The sequence below is a fragment of the Variovorax sp. 10L426 genome, from assembly GCF_056395305.1.
Genome location: NZ_JBFTJF010000014.1, coordinates 1 through 17,530 on the forward strand (window position 1 = coordinate 1; position 17,530 = coordinate 17,530).

15 protein-coding genes are annotated in these 17,530 nt (G+C 60.7%); 4 read left to right on the forward strand and 11 right to left on the reverse strand.

The window, feature by feature from the left end:
• Positions 1–143: 143 nt before the first annotated feature.
• The 10 genes from AC1DHL_RS20060 to AC1DHL_RS20105 form a co-directional block, all read right to left on the reverse strand.
• Positions 144–1,055, reverse strand: a complete 912-nt coding sequence (locus AC1DHL_RS20060) for a polysaccharide deacetylase family protein (RefSeq protein ID WP_478163121.1) — start codon at positions 1,053–1,055, stop codon at positions 144–146.
• A gap of 5 nt (positions 1,056–1,060) precedes the next feature.
• Complete coding sequence (locus tag AC1DHL_RS20065; protein WP_478163122.1) at positions 1,061–2,107, reverse strand: bifunctional UDP-4-keto-pentose/UDP-xylose synthase; 1,047 nt, start codon at positions 2,105–2,107, stop codon at positions 1,061–1,063.
• A 36-nt stretch (positions 2,108–2,143) separates the two neighbouring features.
• A complete protein-coding gene (locus AC1DHL_RS20070) occupies positions 2,144–3,097 on the reverse strand; it encodes a formyltransferase (protein WP_478163123.1) in 954 nt (317 codons plus the stop codon).
• Complete coding sequence (locus AC1DHL_RS20075) at positions 3,094–4,077, reverse strand: glycosyltransferase (RefSeq protein WP_478098124.1); 984 nt, start codon at positions 4,075–4,077, stop codon at positions 3,094–3,096. The genes AC1DHL_RS20070 and AC1DHL_RS20075 overlap by 4 nt, the downstream gene beginning before the upstream one ends.
• A gap of 168 nt (positions 4,078–4,245) precedes the next feature.
• A complete protein-coding gene (locus tag AC1DHL_RS20080; RefSeq protein ID WP_478163124.1) occupies positions 4,246–5,376 on the reverse strand; it encodes a DegT/DnrJ/EryC1/StrS family aminotransferase in 1,131 nt (376 codons plus the stop codon).
• On the reverse strand, positions 5,373–5,762 hold the full coding sequence (locus AC1DHL_RS20085; RefSeq protein ID WP_478097572.1) for an SMR family transporter: 390 nt from the start codon (positions 5,760–5,762) through the stop codon (positions 5,373–5,375). The genes AC1DHL_RS20080 and AC1DHL_RS20085 overlap by 4 nt, the downstream gene beginning before the upstream one ends.
• Complete coding sequence (locus tag AC1DHL_RS20090) at positions 5,763–7,508, reverse strand: glycosyltransferase family 39 protein (protein WP_478163125.1); 1,746 nt, start codon at positions 7,506–7,508, stop codon at positions 5,763–5,765. It lies immediately after the preceding gene.
• Positions 7,509–7,649: 141 nt separating this feature from the next.
• Positions 7,650–8,480 carry a hypothetical protein gene (locus AC1DHL_RS20095; protein ID WP_478163126.1) on the reverse strand — a complete coding sequence of 277 codons (831 nt, stop codon included), beginning with the start codon at positions 8,478–8,480 and terminating at the stop codon, positions 7,650–7,652.
• A 19-nt stretch (positions 8,481–8,499) separates the two neighbouring features.
• On the reverse strand, positions 8,500–9,174 hold the full coding sequence (locus AC1DHL_RS20100) for a TetR/AcrR family transcriptional regulator (RefSeq protein ID WP_478163127.1): 675 nt from the start codon (positions 9,172–9,174) through the stop codon (positions 8,500–8,502).
• A 115-nt stretch (positions 9,175–9,289) separates the two neighbouring features.
• A complete protein-coding gene (locus AC1DHL_RS20105; protein ID WP_478163128.1) occupies positions 9,290–9,790 on the reverse strand; it encodes a phasin family protein in 501 nt (166 codons plus the stop codon).
• Between the two features lie 159 nt (positions 9,791–9,949).
• On the opposite strand from AC1DHL_RS20105, the gene rfbB reads away from it, so the two are divergent.
• Genes rfbB through rfbC form a run of 4 tightly spaced genes read left to right on the forward strand, consistent with a single transcriptional unit; the run spans position 9,950 to position 13,372 of the window.
• On the forward strand, positions 9,950–11,029 hold the full coding sequence (gene rfbB / locus AC1DHL_RS20110; protein ID WP_478163129.1) for a dTDP-glucose 4,6-dehydratase: 1,080 nt from the start codon (positions 9,950–9,952) through the stop codon (positions 11,027–11,029).
• Complete coding sequence (gene rfbD / locus AC1DHL_RS20115) at positions 11,026–11,916, forward strand: dTDP-4-dehydrorhamnose reductase (protein WP_478163130.1); 891 nt, start codon at positions 11,026–11,028, stop codon at positions 11,914–11,916. The genes rfbB and rfbD overlap by 4 nt, the downstream gene beginning before the upstream one ends.
• Before the next feature lie 23 nt (positions 11,917–11,939).
• Entirely contained in the window at positions 11,940–12,827 is an 888-nt protein-coding gene (rfbA, locus tag AC1DHL_RS20120) for a glucose-1-phosphate thymidylyltransferase RfbA (RefSeq protein WP_478163131.1), read from the forward strand.
• Positions 12,824–13,372 (forward strand): dTDP-4-dehydrorhamnose 3,5-epimerase, encoded by a 549-nt coding sequence (gene rfbC / locus AC1DHL_RS20125; RefSeq protein ID WP_478163132.1) that lies wholly within the window; start codon positions 12,824–12,826, stop codon positions 13,370–13,372. The genes rfbA and rfbC overlap by 4 nt, the downstream gene beginning before the upstream one ends.
• Positions 13,373–14,438: 1,066 nt before the next feature.
• On the opposite strand, the gene AC1DHL_RS20130 is transcribed toward rfbC, so the two are convergent.
• Complete coding sequence (locus tag AC1DHL_RS20130; RefSeq protein ID WP_478163133.1) at positions 14,439–17,483, reverse strand: rhamnosyltransferase WsaF family glycosyltransferase; 3,045 nt, start codon at positions 17,481–17,483, stop codon at positions 14,439–14,441.
• Positions 17,484–17,530 lie beyond the last annotated feature (47 nt).

Sequence of the window (17,530 nt, forward strand, 5' to 3'; positions counted from 1 at the left end):
TACCTTCCCTTCGGGTTGTCGTGCAAAGGGGCCGTCTGCGGCGTTGCCCACGCTTGCAAGGCCAAAGCCTTGCTGCGCGCGGGCGCCTTGCATCCAGCCCCTTTGCACGGCAACGCGATCCCCGGAAGTAGTGTGAACAGGCCCTAGGCCGCCAAGGCCTCGCCTTGCACGGCGAGCAGGCCGGATCGCCCTGGTACGGTGCCCTGTTCCAGACGATGCCGTGGCAGGGTGGCGCTCGCGGACTCGTCGTGCAGGTCGCGCATGGCGACGAGCGAGTGCCCTTGCGCACGCCAGCCCGCGAGCAGGCGCTCGAACACCGGGCGCAGCTTCATGCCTTCGAGTTCGGCATGCAATGTGTAGACCTGGTCTTGCGTGGTGCCCGCGGTCAGGGCGAGCAGATGCTCATGCACGTTGTCGACGGTGATGTCGTCGATGCCGATGAGTTCGTCGAGCGTCGGCAGCGTGGTCGGATACTGCGGTGGGCCGAGCACCTTGCCGTCGTCACCAACAGGTACGAAGGGATGAGTGCCGCGCGAATCCGATGCGAACGCGATGCCCAGTGATGTTTCGGCCTTGGCGGCACCCGGGTTGAATTGCCAGCCCGCGGCGCCGTGCAGCCGCGGCGGCGTGCCGAACACTTCGGCGTGGCGTTCTGTTGCCAGGCGCATCTCGCGCTCGGCCCAGGCGCCGTCGTGTGCCATGAGTTGGTCTTGCCAGCGCACGTGGTCCCAGCAGTGAACCCCGACCTCGAATCCCGCGTCACGAACGGCACGCAACGTAGCGGCTTCGCTGCGGCCGATGTCCGGCCCCGGCAGCAAGACACCATAGAGCAAGGTCTTCAGGCCGTAGTGCTCGAGCACGGATGTGCGCGAGACCTTGCTGAGAAATCCCGGGCGCAGCACGCGCAGGATGGCGCGGCCGGTGTGATCCGGTCCGAGGCTGAAGAGAAAGCTCGCGCCGGCACCCGCATCGGTCAACACCTTGACCAGCGGCGGAACGCCTTCGCGCGTGCCCCGCAGGGTGTCGACGTCGATCTTGAGTGCGATGCGCGCCATCGCGCTCAGGCTTCCAGATCGGCGGCGGCGGCAGCGGCGTGGTCGCTGTAGTACGCGAACAGCGCGCGTAGCGCGTCTTCCATGCCCACGGTGGGCTTCCAGTCGAGGTCGGAGATGGTCCGGCGGATGTCGGGCACGCGCTGCAGGACGTCCTGGTAGCCGCTTCCGTAGTAGTCATCCGCGGCGACGTCGATCAGCTTGACCTTCGCCGCGGCGTCCCGGTATTCGGGCAAGGTGGCCGCCAGGCTCAGCATCATGTTGGCGAGCGCGCGGATGGAATGGTTGTTGGCCGGATTGCCGATGTTGTAGATCTTGCTGTCGGCGACGCCGTCCTTGTTGGCGATAATCTTCACAAGCGCCGAGATGCCGTCGTCCACGTAGGTGAAGGCGCGCTGCTGGCTGCCACCGTCGACCAGCCGGATCGGCTCGCCGCGAACGATGTGGCCGAGGAACTGGGTGATGACGCGGCTCGAACCTTCCTTCGGTGCATGGAGGCTGTCCAGCCCGGGGCCGATCCAGTTGAAGGGGCGGAAGAGGGTGTAGCGCAGGCCTTGCTCCTGGCCGTAGGCATGGATCACGCGATCCATCAGCTGCTTGGCGCAGGCGTAGATCCAGCGCGGCTTGTTGATCGGGCCGTACACCAGGTTCGACGCTTCGGGATCGAAGGCCGCATCGGTCGACATGCCGTAGACCTCGCTGGTCGACGGGAAGACCACGCGCTTTCCGTAGCGCACGCACTGCCGGATGATGGGCAGATTGGCCTCGAAGTCGAGCTCGAACACGCGCAGCGGCTCGCGCACATAGGTGGCCGGCGTGGCGATCGCCACCAGCGGCAGCACCACGTCGCATTTCTTCACGTGGTATTCGATCCACTCCTTGTTGATGGTGATGTCACCCTCGAAGAAGTGGAAGCGCGGGTTGTCGAGCCAGGGTTCGACGCGGTCCGACATCATGTCCATGCCGTGGACTTCCCAGTCGGTGGTCTCCATGATGTGACGCGTCAGGTGGTGACCGATGAAGCCGTTGACGCCGAGGATCAGGACTTTGAGCATGTGAATCTGCTTTTCTTGAAGGTAATGGGGGGCTTCTCAGGCGTCGGCTTCGAGCCAGCGGGCGGAGAAGAGCGTTTCGAAATCGTGGGCGTTGAACGGCTTGGCATCGCCTTCGCGGCGGGCCGACAGGACGCGCAGGGTACTCCCGTCGGCCGCAGTCAGCCACAGCGACCGGTCGTCGGTCCACAGGCGCAGGCCGCGACCGGGCGTTTCAGCGGGCGCGGCCGCATGCAGCGTGCGTTCGATGAGGATGCGCTGGCCCTTGAAGGTCAGGAATGCGCACGGATAGGGCGGCGCGAGTGCGCGCACGAGGTCATGGGCCTGCCGGGCGCTCGCATCGTTGGGAATGCGCCCGTCTTCCGGACGACGCCCTCCGAAGTAGCCGCCCTGCGAGAGATCCTGCGGGCGCTCCACGGCCGTGCCGTCGAGCAGCCCCGGCAGGCATCGCGCCAGGACGATCTCGGCCGCGAGCGTCACCTTGCCGAACACGTCGCGGGCCGTGTCGTTGGAAAGAATGGGCACGGCGAACTGGTCGACGATGGCGCCGTTGTCCGGCTTTTCGTTCATGCGATGCAGGGTCGCGCCCGTCTCGCGCTCACCGTGGAGGACGGCCCAGTTCACGGGCGCGCGGCCCCGGTATTGCGGCAGCAACGAGCCGTGCATGTTGAAGGCGCCGCGGCGCGGCATGTCGAGCCACTCGCGCTTCAGCATCTGCCGGTAGTAGAAGGAGAACAGGAAATCGGGATCAAACGCTCGCGCGATTTCAAGCAGCGCCGGGTCGTGCGGATTCTCAGGCGTGACGCATCGCAGGCCCTGTTCCGCCGCCACGGACGCCACGCTGCCGAACCAGATCGTTTCGTTCGGCGAGTCGGTATGCGTCACGACCAGTCCGACGTCGACGCCCGCGTCGAGCAAGACTTGCAGGCAGCGCACGCCGACATCGTGATAGGCGAAAACGATCGCGCGCGGCGCGCGTCCGGCGGCGCTCATTCCCTGCGCTCCAGGATGGCGCTGACCAGGTAGCGCGGCCGTGCCCGGACTTCCTGGTAGATGCGGCCGATGTACTCGCCGAGCAGTCCGATGCCGAAGAGGGCCAGGCCGATCAGCAGGAACACCAGCGCGAACAGCGTGAACACACCGCCCACTTCAGGACCGAGGATGAGGCGCCGGCCCGCCAGGATCACGAACAGCAGTCCCGACAGCAGCGAAACGACGAGCCCCAGCATCGAGAAGGCCTGCAGCGGCACCAGCGAAAAGCCGGTGACGAGATCGAAGTTCAGGCGGATCAGGCTGTACAGCGAATATTTGGATTCGCCGGCATGCCGCGCCTCGTGGCCGATCAACACTTCGGTCGGATGCTTGGCGAACTGATAGGCCAGCGCCGGGATGAAAGTGTTCATCTCGTTGCACTGGTTGATGAGCTGAATGACGTCGCGGCTGTACGACCGCATCATCGAACCCTGATCGGTCATCGCGATGCCGGTGAGCCGGTGCCGAAGCCCGTTCATCGCGCGCGAGGCCCAACGGCGCCAGGCGACGTCCTGGCGATCACGCCGGATCGAACCGACGTAGTCGGAGCCTTCGTCCATCGCTTCGAGGAGCAGGCGAATGTCCTCCGGCGGGTTCTGCAGGTCGGCATCGAGCGTGACGACGCGATCGCCGCGGCAATGTTCGAAGCCCGCGAGGATCGCCCGGTGCTGACCGAAATTGCCGTTGAGCAGGATCACGCGCGTGACGTCCGGCCGACTTTCGAATTGCGCCGCCAGCAACGAGGCCGAGCGGTCGCGGCTGCCGTCGTCGATGAAGACGATCTCGTACGCGAGCGCCAGTGCGTCGAGCGCGGGATAGAGCCGCTCGAACAGGGCGGCCAGCCCCGCCTCCTCGTTGTAGACCGGGATCACGACGCTCAGCGTCGGCCGGTCCGCCAGGAACGGTGGTTGCGTGATCGCCGAAGTAGCGGTGTCGTTCATCTGCATGTCAGTTTCCCGCCGCGCTTCGAGCGACCCACGACCCTTGGAACCGGCACAGCCGAGGCCAGAAACCCCGCGGAACCGGCTTGGCCGGGCCGCTGGGGTTGCCCCCGGAGAGGGGGTGTCCGAGCCACACGAAGTGGGCGAGGCTGGGGGTGAGCTTCATTTTCAGCGCAGCTCGGCCGTCACGGTGGCGACTGCGGCACAGACGCGGTCCACGTCGGCGTCGGTCATGGCCGGGAACAAGGGGAGCGTGAGCGTCCGCGCGCCGATGTCTTCGGCGACCGGGAAATCGCCCGGGGCGCAACCGCGCTTGCGGAACATCGAGAAGAGGTGCATGGCGGGGTAGTGCACGCCGACACCGATGCCTTGCGCCCGCATCGCCGCGATGAAGTCACCACGGCGCGGCGCGAGTTCGCGCGGAAGCAGGGGCTGGAACATGTGCCAGTTGCCTTGCCGCGTCAGGTCGGCGGGAGGCAGTTCGAATCCGAGCGTGGTGTCCCATTGCGCGAGATAGCGCTCGGCCAGTTGTCGCCGGCGGATGTTGAAGTCGTCGACCTGCCGGAGTTGTCCCAGCCCGATGGCGGCTGCCACGTCGGTGAGGTTGGCCTTGCTGCCCCACTCCTCGACTTCCATGCCACCGTCCGGAAGACGGGTCACGCCCTGGAGGCGGAGCTTTTCGAAACGCCGCGCTTCATCCTCGTTGTTGAGGACCAGGCAGCCGCCTTCGGAGGTCGTGAAGTTCTTGTTGGCGTGGAAACTGAACGACACCAGGTCGCCGAAGCTGCCGATCTCGCGGTCGCCCCAATGGGAACCGAAGGATTGCGCCGCGTCTTCGACCACGCGCAGGTTGTGCTTCATAGCCACTGCATTGAGCCGGTCACGATCCACCGGCAGACCGGCGAGGTCGACCGGCAGCAGGGCGCGGGTGCGCGGCGTGATGGCGCGTTCCATCAGGTCGAGATCGATGTTGCGGGTCTTCGCATCGGCATCCACGAACACGGGCGTTGCGCCCACTGCGAGCACTACATTGGCAGTGGCCACCCAGCTCAGCGGCGTGGTGATGACCTCGTCGCCCGGGCCGATGCCACACAGCCGCAGGCCGAGTTCCAAAGAGGCGGTGGCCGAGCTCACCAGCCGTACGGGCCGGCCGCCCAGGCGTTGCGACAGGGCCGCTTCGAGCGCCTGGCATTTGGGGCCGGTCGTGATCCAGCCCGAGCGCAGCACGTCGCCGACTTCGGCGATCGTGCGTTCGTCGATGGACGGGCGAGTGAAAGGAAGAAACGGTAGTGAACTCATGCGGTACTCCCGCTGCGGGCTACCAGGATCACGCCGACGATGATCACACCGATGCCCAACCAGCGCTGCAGATTGACGTCTTCGCCGAATAGCCACCAGGCAAGCATGGCATTGACGACGTAGCCGATGGAGAGCATAGGGTACGCGATGCTCACTTCAACGCGCGACAGCGCGATGATCCAGACCACCACGCTGATGGCGTAACAGGCCAGTCCGCCGAGGATGCCGGGGTGATGGGCGAGACCGAGGGCCGTCCGGAAGAGGGCGGGCGCACCGGCAGACATGGAGATCTCGCCGGCGCTGTTGGCACCGGCCTTGAGGAGAAGCTGGGCCACGGCGTTGAGCAGCACGCCGCTCAGGACCCACAGGAAATCAAGTGCTTTCATTTATTTCTTGGTGACCACGACGCGTCGCTGGTCTTCGAACACGATTCGCATCGGCAGGCCGCGCTGCTGGAGTTCCGCCCATGTATCCCGCCCCATGTAGGCGGCTGCCTGGGGCAGCGACTGCCAGCGGGCCACGAACTCGTCGAGCGACTTGATCCAGCGGTCCGGTTCCTGGATCTCGCCGAGGGCGAATTCGTCGATGTACTCCACCAGGGTCACTTCGCGCCCCAGGTAGAAGGGTAGCGTCTGGTCGTAGGCGCGAACGGAAAAGACCGGCGTATCAGGCGTGATCTCGCGCTGCAGGATGGGCACCAGGGTTGCGGCGCTCTTGAGCTGGCCATAGGTGTTGTGCGATTGCAGGACCACAGTGGTCCCGATCAGGTGGCAGAACGCCAAGCTCAGGATGGCCGCCGTGACCTTGCGCCGACCCAGGCACCACCAGGCGATGGCCGCGCCCACGAGGAAGACGGCGGCACCCACCCGCACGGCTGCGGCCATCGGCGCGAGCATCTCGGCCGGCGTGGTGAGCGAGACGAAGCGATCGGTTTGCGTCGAGACGACAAAGACCAGTCCCCAAGCCAGGACCGGCAACAGCAGATGCCAGCGCAAGGCGGACGACGAGGCATCGCGCAACTGCATGGTGATCAACAGCGCCAGCGCCGGGAACATCGGCAGGATGTACGACGGAAGCTTGGAGCCCGACGCGGAGAAAAACAGGAAGATGAAGACGCACCAGACCAGCAGGATGTCGCGGGCGGAGATCGGCGGCCGACCGCCGTCCGGACTCCCCTTGCGGAACAGCCATGGCAGTGCGCCGGTCCAGGGCAGCATCCCGCCCAAGAGGAGGGGGACGTAGTACCACCACGCACCCACGCGTTGGTGCACGTTGGACACATAGCGCTGCCAGTGCTCGTGAATGAAGAAGAACTGTGCGAAGGAAGGGTTGCGCGCCGAAACCAGCACGAACCACGGTGTCGCGAGCACGAAGAAGATGAGCAAGCCCGAGAACCAGTGCATGCCTCGCCAGAGCTGCATGTTGCGCCGCCAGATGCTGACGATGACCAGCACGGCCCCGGGGATTGCGATGCCGACCAGGCCCTTGCTCAGCACCGCGCCGGCCATCGCGGCCCACGCGAGCCAGATCCAGCGTCGGCGAGCCCGCATGTCCGACACGCTCGACACGTCCGAAGTGGCGCTGTCGTTGGCCAGCAGCACGCCGCAAAGTGCCAGCGTGAGAAACAGCGTCAGCCCGGCGTCGAGCGTGAGGAAGTGGCTGTTGCCGACGATCCAGGTCGTCGACGCGGTGATGGCGAGCGCCCGGATGCCGGCCTCGCGGCCCCAGAGACGGCCGGCGGTGAAGCCAACGGCCAGCAACGTCAGGAAGCCCGCCACGCCGGGCCACAGGCGCGCCGTGAAATCCGAAACGCCGAAGGCCAGGAAGGCCAACGCGCCGACCCAGTATTGAAGGACGGGTTTCTCGAAATAGAGGAGCCCGTTCAGGCGGGGTGTCACCCAGTCGCCGCTGCGCGCCATTTCGAGCGCGAGCGTGGCATAGCGGCCTTCATCGGGCGTGATGAGGGAGCGCATACCGAGACTGACGAACCAGATCAGGCACAGCGCTGCGAGCAACAACACCAGGCCCAGGGTGGTCCATGATGCGGTGCTTCGGGAGCGTGTCGTGGCAGAAGGGGCGAGCCGGTCGTCAGCGTCGGCGTTGGTCGCGCCGTAACGCTGATTGGCAGTCATCTTCATCGATCTTGGGCAGGCAGGAGGGAGTCTGGGTTGGAGTGCCGGGCCTTGGGCGGCCGGCCGAAGCCAACCCCCAAAGGTGCCTCATGGGGATGAATTCTAGGTGAACGCCGTTGGTTCGCCGCCTGACCGTGGCGGTCAGTCGGAGAGGCCTGCGCGCGCCAGTTCAACGTCAAGCCGTTCGCGGGCATCTGCCGGTTCGAGGCCGGCCGCCTTTTCATAGAGTCGGGTCGCTTCGGCCATGCGCGATTCGCCATACAGCATCAAGAGTCCCCGCGCATATTCCATCAGCGCGATGGCCGAATGCGGGTTGAGTTGCAGGCCGCGCTCGAACAAGTCGACCGCGGCCTCCGCCCGCACACCGTAAGTCATTCGGCCGACAAGCGCGCCAACCTTGTCGATGACTTCGGCGTGGAAGGCCGCGAGCGCGACATGGGCTTCGCCGTGGTGCGGTTGCAGCTCGATCACGCGCTCGAGCGCGCCCTTGACCTTGGATCCCAGGCCTTGCGCCAACGCGCGCGCCACGCTGATGCCCTGGCTATAGCGGCCCAGCGCGTAGGCCTGCCAATAGAGCGCCTCGCAGTTGTTCGGCTCCGTCGAAACCTGTGCGGTGGCGCGTTCGGCCACTTGTCTGAAGAGGGCCAGACGGATCCCTTCGCGCGGCTCGAGATAGTTGGCGTAGATCGCCGTCGCCTGATTGGCGAGCGCCAAGCCCTCACGCCCCTGATTCAGGGCGACGTCGACAGCCCGCTCGAACTCCCCGCCGTGATAGAGGGCCCAACCCTCCGCCAGCGGGCCCGGCGCCGGCGGCGGGATGCCCTGGCCGATATGCAGGCGAGACCAGTGCTCCACCACGCTCGACGCATCAAAGCGAGGCGTATCCCGGTAGGGCATTCGAGTCCAGGGCCCTGTCGTCGGCGTGTGGCTGCTGGACAGCCGCGGAAGGGGTTGGAGGTCCGGGTGGGTCATTCAAAAAGAAATATTCAAGTCAGACCGTTGCAGGTTGATCTTCGCCCGAATAGGCGCTACTGAGTGTCAGCAAATGCCTCCGCTGCTCCGTCGCCAAATAGGGCGCCAACAGGTGCAGTGTGTGGTGGGCGCCGCGCAGCAGCGCACCCTGGGCGTGGGCCGGCTCCAGGGCTTCGCGTGGATTGCGCACGTATTCGTAGCTGAGCCAATACGTCAGCACGACCACCATGCTTTGCGCGAGTGTGTCGACCTCGCGCGAGTCGATGTCGAGGTGGCCAGCCTGGCTGAGCCCGGCGAGGAGGGCGCGAATGGCGCGCGCCTTGTTCTTGAGCACCAGCTGGAACTGCGTTTCGAGGTGCCGGTTCTTGCTCAGAAGGTCGTTGAGATCGCGATAGAGGAAGCGGTAGCGCCAGATCAGCTCGAAGAGGCTGTGCATGAAGAACCATGCATCCTCGACGTCGTGAACGCCCTGGCTCGCGTGCAGCAACTCGTTGAGCTCCGTCTCGTAGCCTTCGTAGAGCCGGTTGATCAGCTCGTCCTTCGCGGGATAGTGGTAGTAGAGGTTGCCGGGACTGATGTTGAGTTCGCCTGCGACCAGCGTCGTCGAGACGTTCGGTTCCCCGAACCGATTGAACAGGTCAAGTGCGGCTTCGAGGATGCGTTGTGCAGTGCGGCGTGGCGCTTTCTTGGCCATGTCGTAGCCCCGTTTTGTCTCTGGGGGACACTCTAGCGCAAGTTGTGGCGGCGCAGGGCGTTGAGCGCCGCTTGTCCCGCGAAGACCGGGAGGCCTGGCCTCCGGTCAGGGCTTATCAGTCGCCGCCGAGTTTGCGTCGCTGCGAGGGCTTTGCCGTCGAGGGCTTGGTCGTATCGGACGACTTGCGCACGGTCGTCTTGCGCGGTGCAGCATTCGCCGGTGCACTGGCGGCTTCCTTGCGACGCAATGCCGCTTCGAGGGCCTCGACCCGTGCCTGCAGCGCCGCCACCTCCTGGGCGGACGGCATGCCCAGCTTTTCGAGGGCGCGCGCGACGCGGTCCTCGAAGATGTTCTCGAGCTTGCCCCATCCGCCGGCGGCCTTTGTGCCGAACTCGCTGGCGAAACCTGCCATCCGGGCCTGGGCCTGGGCCAGCGTTTCCTCAGCGGCCTGCTGGGTGCGCTTCTGGACGCCGACGCCGTCCTTGACGAGCGCCTCGAAGGCTTTGCTGCCTTCCTGCTGCATCTTGGCGAAGGCGCCGAGGCCGGCTAGCCAGATTTGTTGGGCGGAGTCTTTGATGCGGTCGGTGGACTTGTTGTCGTCTTGGGAGGTGGACATAGAGGGATCCTTTAGGCGCCACGACACTCTAGCCGCGGAAGACAGGTTCCGTGTAGAGGCCGGGTTCTAGCTGCGGATTGAAACATTTACGAATGGGATAATGCCCCGCTTGAGCGCCGGCAGGCGGTTAGATTATTCGGACAACAACGAGGGACCCACATGATTCTGGTTACCGGCGGCGCGGGCTTCATTGGCGCTAATTTCGTTCTCGACTGGATTGCGCAAAGCGAGGAAGCGGTCGTCAATCTGGACAAGCTGACCTACGCTGGAAATCTGGAGACGCTCTCATCGCTGAAGGCCAACCCGAAGCACGTCTTCGTGCAGGGTGACATCGGCGACAGCGCCCTCGTCGACAAACTGCTCGCCGAGCACAAGCCCCGCGCAGTGGTCAATTTCGCAGCCGAATCGCACGTTGATCGCTCGATTCACGGACCCGAGGATTTCGTGCAGACCAATGTGCTCGGGACATTCCGACTGCTCGAATCGGTGCGTGGCTATTGGAATGGATTGCCGGCAGATCAAAAAGAAGCCTTTCGTTTTCTGCACGTCTCGACTGATGAGGTTTATGGTTCTCTCTCCGCATCCGACCCGGCTTTCACGGAGGAGAACAAGTACGAGCCCAACAGCCCCTACTCGGCCAGCAAGGCGGCCAGCGACCATTTGGTCCGGGCGTGGCATCACACGTACGGCCTGCCGGTGGTCACGACCAATTGCTCGAACAACTATGGTCCGTTCCATTTCCCCGAGAAGCTCATCCCTCTGATGATCGTCAACGCGCTCGCCGGCAAGTCGTTGCCGGTGTACGGTGACGGCATGCAGGTGCGGGACTGGCTCTACGTCAAGGATCACTGCAGCGCGATTCGCCGGGTTCTTGAGGGCGGCCGCCTCGGTGAGACCTACAACGTCGGTGGCTGGAACGAGAAGCCCAACATCGAGATCGTCAACACCGTCTGCGCGCTGCTCGACGAACTCCGCCCGCGCGCCGATGGCAAGAGCTACCGCGAGCAGATCACCTACGTCACAGACCGTCCGGGGCATGACAGACGCTATGCGATCGATGCGCGCAAGCTCGAACGCGAGTTGGGCTGGAAGCCGGCTGAGACCTTCGACACGGGCATTCGTAAGACTGTCGAGTGGTATCTGGCCAATGGTGAGTGGGTGCGAAACGTCCAGAGCGGCGCCTACCGCGAATGGGTCCAGAAGCAATACGCGGGCGCTCCCGCGAAGGCGCAAGCATGAAGGTGCTGCTGCTCGGAAAAGGCGGGCAGGTTGGCTGGGAATTGCAGCGGAGCTTGGCTCCGCTCGGCGAACTGGTAGCGCTCAATTTCGACAGCGCCGATTTCCATGCGGACTTCAGCCAGCCCGAGAAACTGGCAGACACCGTGCTCAAGGTGCGGCCGGACGTCATAGTCAATGCGGCGGCACACACGGCCGTGGACAAGGCGGAAAGCGAGCCGGAGTTCGCGCGAAAGCTCAACGCGACGTCGCCTGGCGTCATTGCTCGGACTGCACAGCAAATTGGCGCGTTGATGGTTCACTACTCGACCGACTATGTCTTCGACGGCAGCGGGACGACGCCGTGGCAGGAAAGTGACTCCACCGGCCCGCTCAGTGTCTACGGCAGCACCAAGCTCGAAGGCGAGCAACTGGTCGCGCAGCACTGCGCGCGTCACCTCATCTTTCGCACGAGCTGGGTCTATGCGGCACGCGGCGGCAACTTCGCGAAGACTATGCTTCGCCTGGCGAAGGAGCGTGAACGGCTTACCGTCATTGACGATCAGTTCGGAGCACCCACCGGAGCTGAATTGCTGGCGGATGTGACGGCGCACGCGATTCGCGACACGCTGCGTGAGCCAGCCAAAGCGGGCCTCTATCACCTCGTCGCCGGCGGCGAGACCACCTGGCATGGCTACGCGCGCTTCGTGCTGGAACAGGCCCAAACGGCCGGCGTCGAGCTTAAGGCTGGGCCCGATGCCGTGGACCCGGTGCCGACCAGCGCGTTTCCGACGCCGGCTGTGCGGCCGCACAACTCCCGCCTGAATACGGCAAAGCTCCAAGCCACTTTCGGCCTTGTGCTGCCCCACTGGCAGGCAGGTGTTTCGCGCATGCTGCGCGAATCGCTCTGATCCCCAATATAAAGAAGAGACTCATGACGCAACGCAAAGGCATCATTCTGGCCGGAGGCTCCGGCACCCGGCTTCATCCGGCCACCCTGGCGATGAGCAAGCAACTGCTGCCGGTGTACGACAAGCCGATGATCTACTACCCGCTGAGCACGCTGATGCTCGGCGGCATGCGTGACATCCTGATCATCAGCACGCCCCAGGACACGCCGCGATTCCAGCAACTGCTAGGCGACGGCAGCCAGTGGGGTATCAACCTACAATACGCAGTGCAGCCGAGTCCGGACGGGCTGGCACAGGCCTTCATCATCGGGGACAAGTTCGTGGGGGATTCGCCGAGCGCGCTAGTACTGGGGGACAACGTTTTCTACGGGCACGACTTCGTGCACCTGCTGTCGAATGCCGACAAGAAGGACGCGGGCGCGACGGTGTTCGCATACCACGTGCATGACCCGGAGCGCTACGGCGTTGTTGCCTTCGATGCCAACGGCAAGGCCAGCAGCATCGAGGAGAAGCCTGCGCAACCCAAGAGCAGCTATGCAGTTACCGGGCTCTATTTCTACGACAAACAGGTCGTCGATATTGCCAAGGCGGTCAGGCCGAGCGCGCGCGGGGAACTGGAGATCACGGCGGTCAACCAAGCGTATCTGGATCTGGGCATGCTCAATGTGCAGATCATGCAGCGGGGGTACGCGTGGCTGGATACCGGGACCCACGAGAGCCTGCTGGAGGCGGGGCAATTCATTGCGACGCTGGAGCATCGGCAGGGGTTGAAGATCGCTTGTCCCGAGGAGGTGGCGTGGCGCCATGGCTTCATCACCACCGAACAGCTGACAGCGCTAGCGGCGCCACTGAAGAAGAGCGGCTACGGCAAGTATCTGATGCATCTGCTTAGCGACGAGGTGCGGTCATGAAAGTTACGCCGACTGCGATTCCGGAAGTGCTCGTGATCGAACCCAAGGTGTTCGGTGACGCCCGCGGGTTTTTCTACGAGAGCTTCAATCAGGGAGCTTTTGACGAAGCAGTGGGCCAACATGTCGAATTCGTGCAGGACAACCATTCGCGCTCCGCGCAGGGAGTGTTGCGAGGTCTGCATTACCAAATCCAGCAACCGCAAGGGAAACTCGTGCGCGTCGTGCGCGGCAGTGTCTATGACGTGGCGGTGGACATTCGTCGCGCATCCCCGACTTTCGGACGGTGGGTGGGTGTCGAACTCTCCGAGAGCAATCACACGCAACTCTGGGTTCCGGCTGGTTTCGCGCACGGGTTTCTGGTGCTCAGCGAAGGCGCAGAGTTCCTGTATAAAACCACCGACTATTACGCCCCGGCGCACGAGCGCTGCATTGCCTGGAACGATCCGGCGTTGGCTATAGATTGGCCCGCCATTGACGGGGCGCCGAAACTATCGGCCAAGGATGCTGCGGGGATGACGCTCGACGCGGCCGATTTGTTCCGATGAATGTTTCCGATCATCGATCTATCGAAAACAGCTCGAACCAGTTGGCAGTGACCAATCCAGCGGGACGTTGCACGATCGCCGTCGATCTCGATGGGGCAACTCGTGCGTCTCGGACCTGTTGGTCGAACGCGTCTTTCTGATTCTGCGCCTGCACCCGTGGACATTGTTCGCGCCTTCTAGAGGTTGTTGAGGGGCAAGGAATTCTTCAACCGGAAGGTGGCCGATTCAGTGATGCCGGGCCGCCAAAACACTTCGCACAACGAACCGCTGATCGAGTGGCTCAAGATGCAGAAGGAGTAAGACGCCTACTGACGTCTCCCCCAAATCCGATCACTTCTAAACTGGAGTCGGGCGACTCCAGCGTCTACCTTCTCAACGACCTGCTCGATTTGCAGAACGGGCCACGCTCTATACCGTCCGAGTCGTGACGGTGCCGCGGCCATCGCGACGACGGTCACGTTCTGGATTCTTGCTTTCTGCATGTTCATTTTCCTGAGCTTGTGAGCCTGGCTTTCGTGAAGCGCCATACGGAACTCGATGACGCGAAGGAAAAAGGCAAAGCCTAGTCGTGGCTATGGAGTCCAGGACTTCGAGTTGCTCGCGTCACTCGGAGTCTCTTCTGGCTACCTATCTGTCCTAGTGCTCGCTTTGTACGCGAACGACAACGCTTCGCTGGCTCTGCAGCACCTGAAGTCCAGTCCGTGCACAAGGAGGCATTATCGAAATTCTTCGGACGATCCACGGGTCAGAAATGTGAGCATCAGGCCGCTCGGCAGGCACACCGAGGCCTGCGTTGGTCCTTGAAATGCGGGCAGACGCGCTACTGGCGCTGAATCGTTCGTGGTCGTATCCTTGCCCGCCGCCTTACCTTCGGAAGGAGGAAGTCAACTGAGTCCGAAAGTGCATCACTGCGAGCGGATCCTTGGGCATCACAGCCGTCCGTTAGGCAAAAGCTCACCGTATGGTTTGCGGCAGTGGCGGCGCAACCGTATGCATATATTGGTCGCTTACCAAGCGATGATTCCCCGTGCTGTTAAGCACGCGCTTCTCAGTTGCGTCCGGTCCTTCACGGCCCCTTCTTTACAAAATTAATTGTGTCGAAGAGGGACTCATTCCAAGAATATGGAATACGTTGATGCAAATAATTTCTCCTGCGGGTTAACCCGTCTCTGGCAAGTGCCACGGCCCTTTTCATGCCCTCCATAAAAGCCTCCTCTGAAAGATCACACGCAATGATGTTGTCGCTGCAAGGGAAGGAAGCCTTGGTGTAAAGCGTGTTCGTGATCGCCACACCACCTGAACTTGCGACATCGTAGACTGGATATCCCGGATGAGGAGTATGAATAAGACATAGGCCCAAATCGACATCTTGCAAAAAATCCTTGTACTCTTCCCAGCTCAAAATACCAAGATTAATAGCCTGTTTTCCGCCAAAAAACTCAAGAGGTGGAATGGAGTCATCTCCAGCAAGAAAAATGTTCCAATCCCTAGGTTCCAAAATCCCATTTTTAAGGCAGGCATCAATAAGCTGTGTGCCGAACCAGAATAGATTGCGGGGATTCGTCATGCGGGCATAGAAGAACAAGTTGTATGCCTTCTTCTCGGGGAAACTCCTGGAGACGTTTTTTGAGAACACCGGCTCGAAGACCACGCTGTTCTTATATATTTCCGGGTATACATCCTTAAACCACTCATGCAAATAGTGACTGTTAACTATGTACTTGGATTCTGAGGAATGAAGTGATTTCCAGCAGTCCAAATAATCATCGCCTCGCGGATAGAACATCAGTTCATCTTCCTGAATTATGTGATAGACATACTTGTTATCTACACTTTGTCGCAATGAGGTCGCAGTCCACCATGACGATGCAAGAAAGATATCCGAATCGGAAGAGTAAATTGGCGGGCAGTTCCGACCCAGTTCGTCTCTGGAACTATCCGAGTAGAAAGAAACGTCGGTACACGGCTCAATTCCCATCGTGGACATGATTCCCCAGTATTGTTCCTGAGTAGCACCACCATCTCGCGCAATTATGCGCAATGGTAGATCTAGTTCCCTGGCAAGAATGGTGGCTATTCCCGTACAGGTTGCAATGCCACCAAAAAGCTGCGCACGCCCTAGACTTGATATGACGAGATTTAAGCGCTTCGTGGCGCCCGCATCGCGTACTATGTTCATCAGATGCAGATGTCGATGCACGCGAAGCCAATTGTCCCTGCTTTTCTGATAGTAAGCTGGAGAAGGCGTTTGTTTTTCGCTAGTTTGATGCTCGCGCGGTCGTCTGAGCTCGGCAGACCTTTGGTATAGCCTTACCATACCATACGGCATAATCATCTTTATTATTCTCTTTGGACGGGCTAATATCTTGAGCCTGGCCACTCCACGCCGAATCAAATTCAATTTTCGCACCTCGTGATTTTCTTTGCTAAATGCAGTTGTGGTTTCAATGGCGGGCGGCTGTACGTGGGACTGATTCCGAATTATGGCATCGGCAAATCCCGATGCTATTTCCTTTGGCGGCGCGATTCTATAATCAAATCCGGCATCCCAAGCGACGTACACCACGAGTCTCTCCATGGCGTGAAGTATCGTCTTTTCGGGCAGAGGCTCGGCCGGCACATCTTTAGCCCCAAGTACAAGCGATGTCATTTTTCTTAATGCGGTCGGCCGGTACCAAAACATAGTCCCATAGGGCATTATGAAGGCGGGAGCATTTTCAAAGTCCACTTTTTTCTCGCAGCACATGTCACCCCATAATTCATTCATCATGCCTATGAATTGAGACTCCATTTCACGGCGTACTGGGGCAATATATCGCCAATAACGGGGTACGTCGGGTATTACAACCCCAAGGCTCGGATTTTCTTTGAAGGCTTGCGCGATTCTTGGCGCCTGTTCCAACATCGTGTCGAATATTTCCTGTTGCCAGGATGCGCCAACCCACTCCACTGCTGTTGGGCTCTTTTTTGTATGGGCGTGTAGAACAAAATCGTATTTAGACAATCTATCTGCTATAGCAATCCATGGCAATATATCGCGACCGTGATTTTGTAGAACCAATATTTCTTTTAATTTAAGTCTGGGCGCCACGATTTGCGATAGCAGGATTTCTATTTCTTTCGACTTGCTTTCGGTGTCCGTCGTTATATACAGGGCATATGGAAAATTCAATGCCTGCAGATAATCAAGATATCTCTTCCACACATCAATATAATGGACGTGGACATGAATGGCGGCCGATGGTTGCACCGCATCGGAGTGAAGCGGTAAAGCCGAAGAACTTGCATTCAGGACCTTGTCGCAATACGAAATCGACCTATCAGGTTGAAGCTCTCTAGTTATATAGTCTTCAATCAGTTCGATTGGGTAACCAGAAATTCGCCGAATCTCCCCTATAACATGCCTGGGATTTTTATGTTGGAGTAAGGATTTGATCTTTAGAAGCGGCAGCCGATCGCTGATGCAATAATCTGCCGGCACATAGGAAAGTTCTTCAAGGGAGAGATTAAGTTTGAGCGTATCGAGTAGGGCCTTGTATCTAAATCCGGCGTCGCAAAGAACTTGCGTAAGTCGAACCTCATATTTTGCGATCACCTGATATACATTTGTTTCGCATGTCATATTTCCCCAGAATAATTGCCATGAAGAGGATCTAATAACATTGGATTTAAAAGTCAAAAAGAAGCTCTGTACATGTTCCGGGATATTGGTTCCCAGTTCGGGGATGATTTCGTCTCTCCGTCTATGATTGATCATCCCCCAAAAATCACACTCATCGAGTTGCATCCTGTTATGGGCTTCTCCGATGTCAAACAGAGGACCGAAACAGGTGTCGTTCATCAGAGTTACGCTGTCATAACTTGATATGCGCTCATATCCTTCATGATCAATGGCCTCTTTCCAAGCATAAAAATCAAACCCGATATTTGCTCGCTCAAAGATGTCGTCCACGCAAAATGAAAGCACCCTCCTGTGTTCCGAAGAAAGGGGGCTGTTCGATACGAACACGATACGCTTATATATGGGTCTGAGTTTTCTCACTTGAAATGCGACGTGAGCATGCAGATCTGAGTTCCTGTTGTAATGTACGTAAAAAAGAATATTATTCATGAGATCTTGCGCGCAGAAGCACAAATTTCGAGTTCAGGGTAATTGAA